Annotated in this window: 7 protein-coding genes and 3 tRNA genes; 9 read left to right on the forward strand and 1 reads right to left on the reverse strand. The window is 55.7% G+C overall.

Annotated elements, in window-relative coordinates; translation table 11 throughout:
• The first annotated feature begins 71 nt into the window (after positions 1-71).
• From EJA70_RS27890 to EJA70_RS27930, 9 genes are all read left to right on the forward strand, one after another.
• Positions 72-833, forward strand: a complete 762-nt coding sequence (locus tag EJA70_RS27890; RefSeq protein ID WP_158835379.1) for a carbon-nitrogen hydrolase family protein — start codon at positions 72-74, stop codon at positions 831-833.
• Positions 830-1,273, forward strand: a complete 444-nt coding sequence (locus EJA70_RS27895; RefSeq protein ID WP_158835382.1) for an N-acetyltransferase — start codon at positions 830-832, stop codon at positions 1,271-1,273. Before EJA70_RS27890 ends, EJA70_RS27895 begins: the two co-directional genes overlap by 4 nt.
• Before the next feature lie 127 nt (positions 1,274-1,400).
• On the forward strand, positions 1,401-2,042 hold the full coding sequence (gene uvrY / locus EJA70_RS27900) for a UvrY/SirA/GacA family response regulator transcription factor (RefSeq protein ID WP_024012761.1): 642 nt from the start codon (positions 1,401-1,403) through the stop codon (positions 2,040-2,042).
• A 2-nt stretch (positions 2,043-2,044) separates the two neighbouring features.
• Complete coding sequence (gene uvrC, locus EJA70_RS27905; protein WP_158835384.1) at positions 2,045-3,868, forward strand: excinuclease ABC subunit UvrC; 1,824 nt, start codon at positions 2,045-2,047, stop codon at positions 3,866-3,868.
• 32 nt (positions 3,869-3,900) lie between these two features.
• Positions 3,901-4,461 (forward strand): CDP-diacylglycerol--glycerol-3-phosphate 3-phosphatidyltransferase, encoded by a 561-nt coding sequence (pgsA, locus tag EJA70_RS27910; RefSeq protein ID WP_008080159.1) that lies wholly within the window; start codon positions 3,901-3,903, stop codon positions 4,459-4,461.
• 60 nt (positions 4,462-4,521) lie between these two features.
• Positions 4,522-4,597 (forward strand) — tRNA-Gly (locus EJA70_RS27915).
• 47 nt (positions 4,598-4,644) lie between these two features.
• Positions 4,645-4,718: transfer RNA gene (locus tag EJA70_RS27920), tRNA-Cys, on the forward strand.
• Between the two features lie 193 nt (positions 4,719-4,911).
• A tRNA-Leu gene (locus EJA70_RS27925) sits at positions 4,912-4,998 on the forward strand.
• Between the two features lie 225 nt (positions 4,999-5,223).
• Positions 5,224-5,595 carry a cytochrome c gene (locus tag EJA70_RS27930; protein WP_158835395.1) on the forward strand — a complete coding sequence of 124 codons (372 nt, stop codon included), beginning with the start codon at positions 5,224-5,226 and terminating at the stop codon, positions 5,593-5,595.
• A 120-nt stretch (positions 5,596-5,715) separates the two neighbouring features.
• On the opposite strand, the gene EJA70_RS27935 is transcribed toward EJA70_RS27930, so the two are convergent.
• Positions 5,716-6,000 (reverse strand): hypothetical protein, encoded by a 285-nt coding sequence (locus EJA70_RS27935; protein ID WP_158835387.1) that lies wholly within the window; start codon positions 5,998-6,000, stop codon positions 5,716-5,718.
• Positions 6,001-6,261 lie beyond the last annotated feature (261 nt).

Consider the following 6,261-nt stretch of genomic DNA (forward strand, 5'->3'; position numbering starts at 1 on the left):
TCTGCCTATCGCTTGAGTGCTGTGCACGGTGTGACACACTCTGTGCTTTGCCTCTATCCCAAGGACGCATCATGTCGACGCTGACCATGGCCGCAGCCCAGTCAATTTCCATTGCCGGTGACCTTGCCGCCAATATTGATCGCCACCTGCGCTTTATCGAAGTGGCGGCGGAGCAGGGCGTTGAATTGGTGGTATTTCCGGAGTTGTCGCTGACCGGGTATGAGGGCGAGGTAGCCGCTGCATTGGTGATTGATCCGCAAGATGGCGTGCTGCAACCGCTACGCGATCTTGCTCGAGAGCTTGGTGTTACGGCTGTCGTGGGGATGCCGATTCGATTGACGCCACGTTCAGCGGTGGTGATAGGCGCGCTGGTGTTAGGCGCAGACGGCTCGCTCAGTGTTTACAGCAAGCAACACTTGCATGCGGGGGAGGAGCTGATTTTTGCACCTGGAAACGGCGGGGCCAACGTGAAAATTGGCAGCGATACCGTTGCGCTGGCAGTCTGCGCGGACTTTTCCCACGCCAGCCACGCAGCGAACGCCTGCGCCCTAGGGGGCAACGTTTATGCTGCCGGGGTATTAATCGGAGAAGCAGGTTATGCGCCCGACACCGCACTGCTACAAGGCTACGCTCGCCGGCACTCAATGGCCGTACTGATGGCCAATCATGGCGGCCTTACCGGCGGCTGGCAGTCGGCAGGGCGCAGTGCGATCTGGTCCGAGGATGGTGCGCTGATTGTATCGGCCCCAGGCTCCGGAGATTGCCTGGTGGTCGCCCGCAGAATCGAAGGTGCATGGCAGGGTGAAGTACTTGCCGTAGTACGAGCGGTATGACATTTCAGCTGCGTCGCACATCGCCTGAGGATTTGGCATTCGCCAGGTCGCTCACCTGTCAGAACATGCTGCGTTATTACATTCAGCATGATTTGTTGTGGCAGGACGACGCGTTTGATGTCGCGTGGTCTGGACGAGAGAGTTGGTTGATCTGTCGCGATGAAGTGGCGATCGGTTTTTTCAGTCTCAGTCGGGATGCTCGTGCCTTGTATATCCGAGAACTGCAGATAGCTGAGGCGTTTCAGGGGCAGGGGGCAGGTTCCTGGGCAATTGATCAGGTTATCGAGATAGCCAGCAAGGAAAGACGTCCGGCACTGCGTCTCACTGTCTTTGAAAATAATCCGGCAAAAAATTTGTATCAGAGAAAAGGACTACAGCTTCAAGGTAAAGATGAGTGTTTCTTGCGCATGGAACTCGATTTAAGAACACCTGTGCTCTGAAACCCACGGCTGGCAAGCTCTGAAAGATGAATTGAAACTTTTTAAATGCGGCTTTCTGCTAGGTCTGTCTGGCACTTTTTGCTAAGGTGTCCGGCATCCCAATAAGACCATATCGCGAGGTGTCTGCTTGATTAGGGTGCTAGTGGTCGATGACCATGATCTCGTTCGTACAGGCATTACACGTATGCTGGCCGATATCGATGGCCTGCAAGTGGTCGGTCAGGCCGAGTCCGGGGAAGAGTCCCTGATCAAGGCGCGTGAGTTGAAACCCGATGTCGTCCTGATGGATGTCAAGATGCCTGGCATCGGTGGCCTGGAAGCGACGCGCAAACTGTTGCGCAGTCATCCGGACATCAAAGTGGTTGCCGTGACGGTTTGTGAGGAAGACCCATTCCCTACAAGGTTGCTGCAGGCCGGAGCCGCCGGCTATCTGACCAAGGGCGCGGGGCTGCCGGAAATGGTTCAGGCCATTCGCCTGGTATTCGCTGGTCAGCGTTACATCAGTCCGCAGATTGCTCAACAGTTGGCAATCAAGTCCTTTCAACCGACCAACGATTCGCCGTTCGATGCCTTGTCCGAACGGGAGATTCAAATCGCCTTGATGATTGTCGGCTGTCAGAAAGTCCAGATCATTTCCGACAAGTTGTGCCTGTCCCCGAAAACCGTGAACACCTACCGCTACCGTATTTTCGAGAAGCTTTCGATCAGTAGCGATGTCGAGTTGACGCTTTTAGCGGTTCGCCATGGCATGGTCGATGCCAGCGCCTGATCATGACTGAAACATTTGATTCCGGCGCTTTTCTGTCGACTGTCAGTGGGCGCCCCGGCGTCTATCGGATGTTCGACAGCGATGCGCGTCTGCTGTACGTCGGCAAGGCCAAGAACCTCAAAAAACGCTTGGCCAGCTATTTCCGCAAGACTGGCCTGGCACCGAAGACCGCCGCATTGGTGGGGCGCATAGCGCAGGTCGAAACGACCATCACCGCCAACGAAACCGAAGCGCTGCTGCTTGAGCAAACGCTGATCAAGGAATGGCGCCCGCCGTACAACATTCTGTTGCGCGACGATAAGTCCTACCCTTACGTCTTTCTGTCTGACGGCCAGTTTCCGCGTCTGAGCATCCATCGCGGGGCAAAAAAGGCCAAGGGCAAGTACTTTGGTCCATATCCGAGCGCCGGGGCCATTCGTGAAAGTCTCAGTTTGCTGCAAAAGACGTTTTTCGTTCGTCAGTGCGAAGACAGTTACTACAAAAACCGCACACGCCCGTGCCTGCAATATCAGATCAAGCGTTGCAAGGCGCCCTGTGTCGGCCTGGTCGAGCCTGAGGTTTATGCCGAGGATGTGCGGCACTCGGTGATGTTTCTCGAGGGGCGCAGCCATGCCCTGACCAATGAACTGTCCACGGCAATGGAGGAGGCGGCGATCAATCTCGAGTTCGAACGCGCCGCCGAGTTGCGTGATCAGATTGCATTGCTGCGTCGCGTGCAGGATCAGCAGAGCATGGAGGGCGGTACGGGCGATATCGATGTCATTGCAGCCTTCGTCAATCCGGGCGGCGCTTGCGTACATTTGATCAGTGTTCGTGGCGGACGCGTGCTGGGCAGCAAGAACTTCTTCCCGCAAGTGGGGATTGAAGAGGACGTCTCTGAAGTCATGGCGGCCTTCCTCGGCCAATACTTCATCAGCAGCCCGGAGCGCGATCTGCCGAGCGAATTGATCGTCAACGTGGTGCACGAAGACTTCCCGGCGCTGATCGAGGCGATTCATGAACTGCGTGGCCGCGAACTGGCTATCAGTCATCGGGTGCGCGGGACGCGAGCGCGCTGGCAGCAACTGGCGGTCACCAACGCTGAACAGGCTTTGGGCGCGCGCCTGGCCAACCGTCAACACACCGCTGCGCGTTTTGACGCGCTGGCTGAAGTGCTGAACCTGGATGAGCCACCGCAGCGCCTGGAGTGTTACGACATCAGTCACTCCAGCGGCGAAGCGACAGTCGCCTCCTGCGTGGTATTTGGCCCGGAAGGCGCGATCAAATCGGATTACCGGCGGTATAACATCGAAGGTGTCACGGCAGGTGATGACTATGCCGCCATGCACCAGGCGTTGACACGACGCTTCAGCAAGCTGAAGGAAGGCGAGGGCAAGTTGCCGGACATTCTGTTGGTGGACGGTGGCAAGGGCCAGCTTTCGATGGCGCGTGACGTGCTCAATGAACTGGCCGTCCCCGATCTGATTCTGCTCGGGGTGGCGAAGGGCGCAACGCGAAAGGCGGGCTTCGAAACGTTGTATCTGAATGATGCGGCGCACGAGTTCACCTTGCGTGGTGATTCGCCGGCATTGCACCTGATTCAGCAGATCCGTGACGAAGCCCACCGTTTCGCAATCACGGGACACCGCGCCCGCCGTGGCAAAACCCGGCGAACCTCAACGCTGGAAGGCGTTGCGGGAGTCGGGCCGACACGGCGCCGCGACTTGCTAAAACATTTTGGTGGATTGCAGGAACTGTCTCGTGCAAGCATCGAAGAGATCGCCAAAGCCCCGGGGATCAGTAAAAAGCTCGCAGAGTCGATTTATGCGAACCTGCATAGCGAGTAGAATGCCCCCTCACCTCGTAGCCAGTTGTGCCGATGAATATCCCTAATCTGATTACCGTTCTACGCGTCCTGCTCATCCCGATCTTCATTTTGCTGTTCTATCTGCCTTACCAGTGGAGTTACATGGCCTCCGCCTCGGTGTTTGCCTTCGCGGCAGCGACGGACTGGCTGGATGGTTATCTGGCCCGCCGCCTGGAGCAGAGCACGCCGTTTGGCGCGTTCCTTGATCCGGTGGCCGACAAGCTCATGGTGGCGGTGGCGCTGGTGTTGCTGGTGCAAGAGCACGGCAATCTCTGGCTCACGCTGCCAGCCGCCGTGATCATCGGTCGCGAGATCGTGGTGTCGGCGTTGCGCGAATGGATGGCCGAACTCGGTGCTCGCGCCCATGTCGCTGTTTCCAACCTCGGCAAATGGAAAACCGCGGCGCAAATGCTTGCGCTGGTTATCCTGTTGGCGAATCCGCGTGACTTCAGTTTCTGGGTCGTTCTGGGTTATGCCTTGCTGATGGTGTCTGCAGGCCTGACGCTGTGGTCGATGGTTCAATACCTTCGCGCGGCCTGGCCGCATCTGAAGACTGATGTCGAAAAGAAATAAAACTTTTTTGAATCAAGGGGTTGACGGAGCTTCTTAATTCTATAGAATGCGCATCACCAAGCGGGAATAGCTCAGTTGGTAGAGCACGACCTTGCCAAGGTCGGGGTCGCGAGTTCGAGTCTCGTTTCCCGCTCCAAGTTTAAAACGCGTTTGTTGTTGTGCTACTGATAACAGACGTTTTGAGGCCGAGTAGCAAAATGGTTATGCAGTGGATTGCAAATCCACCTACGCCGGTTCGATTCCGACCTCGGCCTCCACTATAAACAAGCTCCGTAGATCCATGATTTACGGAGCTTTTTTATTTCCATTGTGTCGAAAGATTTAGTCTTGAAAACGGCCATTGCGAACTTGCTTCAGCGGGAAGTGATGTATATATTTCCCGCTCTGCTGCTCAAGCCTGCCTCCTGTCAGGTCGCGACTTGAGCAATGCAGCGGTAACACCGCGCTACCGCCCGAATGGCGAAACTGGTAGACGCATGGGACTTAAAATCCCCCGCTCGTAAGGGCGTGCCGGTTCGATTCCGGCTTCGGGCACCATCTTAAATCAAGGGTTTGCGGGCGAAAGCTGATGCAAGCCCTTGTTTGTTTCCGCTCGGCTATTTTGATGTGGGTGCGCAATTCACTTGGCAGGCATTACTTTTTGCCTCTCGATCGTGGACGTACTGCTTGGTCGTCGGCGCGCCGCATCAAAACTTTTTCACCCTCTCTACAGTTGATGCCAATCGCGCGTCATCTTTTGCCAGGACTAAGGCTGCATCAAGGATGAAAATATTAATCGCCGCGTCATTAGCGCTGATAACACTGGTTCAACCCTCATTGTCCTTCGGGGATACGGCCAATGGCAAAGCGCTCTATTCGCAGAGATGTGCCATGTGCCATGGAGCCGAGATCAAAGGAACCGGCCCGCTGGCCAATAAAAGCAATCCGCCTACGCCTGACCTGACCACTTCTGCCTTCAAGAAGCGACTCAGTGATTATCCAGGCGTCATCGTGTCATCGATCATACTTCGCCCCAATGGGGACTTGATCCCCAAAACGTTGCGAGAGAATGGTGTAAAGCTGGCGCCCCATGCTTGGACTGTCAATGATCTACGAGATCTGAATCAATACATGAGAGGCGTGATTGTTAAGTAGGTCAAGTTACGTAGAGAGCGCAGACTCGCGTGAACACGATCGGAAACAAACAAGTTAAAAATTGTCAGGGAACAACTAAAGCAAATGGGCCGATTTTATCGGCCCATTTTTTATGCAGGTTTAAACGTACGCTTGCCGGGCAAAGCCACGAGGCAAGCGTTGCCGTCCGGCCATCGCGGCCAGCCGTTCAGTCCACTCCGCGCGCCAGTTGACGGCGTGGTGCGTGGTTTTTGCCTGACGGGCGACACGGCGTGCGTTGTTGCGTTGATCTTTTCGCGCTTGTTTGTAGGCATCGGTGTTGCGGCAGCTGCGGCATTTCACGCGATTGAGTTCGCGACTGGCAGTGAGGTGTTTGCCCTTATGGCCACAGGCCAGATGCCCGTCGACGTTGAAATGGATAACCATGAACTGTCTCCTTCGTGACGTGTACAAAGTTATGACAACTGACAGCCATGACTGTTCGGCAGACGAAATATCGGCAAAAAAACACCCGCATGCGGGCGGGCGTTAAAGGGAATCACTAAAGGAGTGAATTCACTGTGGACTTGCCCCTACAAAACCGGACACCAACTCCCCGTTAAATTGATGCAGCTGCCAAGCGCCTGAACTCCCTCGGTGAGCGATAGTTCAAAGCGCTGTGCGGATGCTGCTCGTTGTAATGCTCAA

Source organism: Pseudomonas sp. PB103 (genome assembly GCF_009764635.1).
GTDB lineage: Bacteria > Pseudomonadota > Gammaproteobacteria > Pseudomonadales > Pseudomonadaceae > Aquipseudomonas.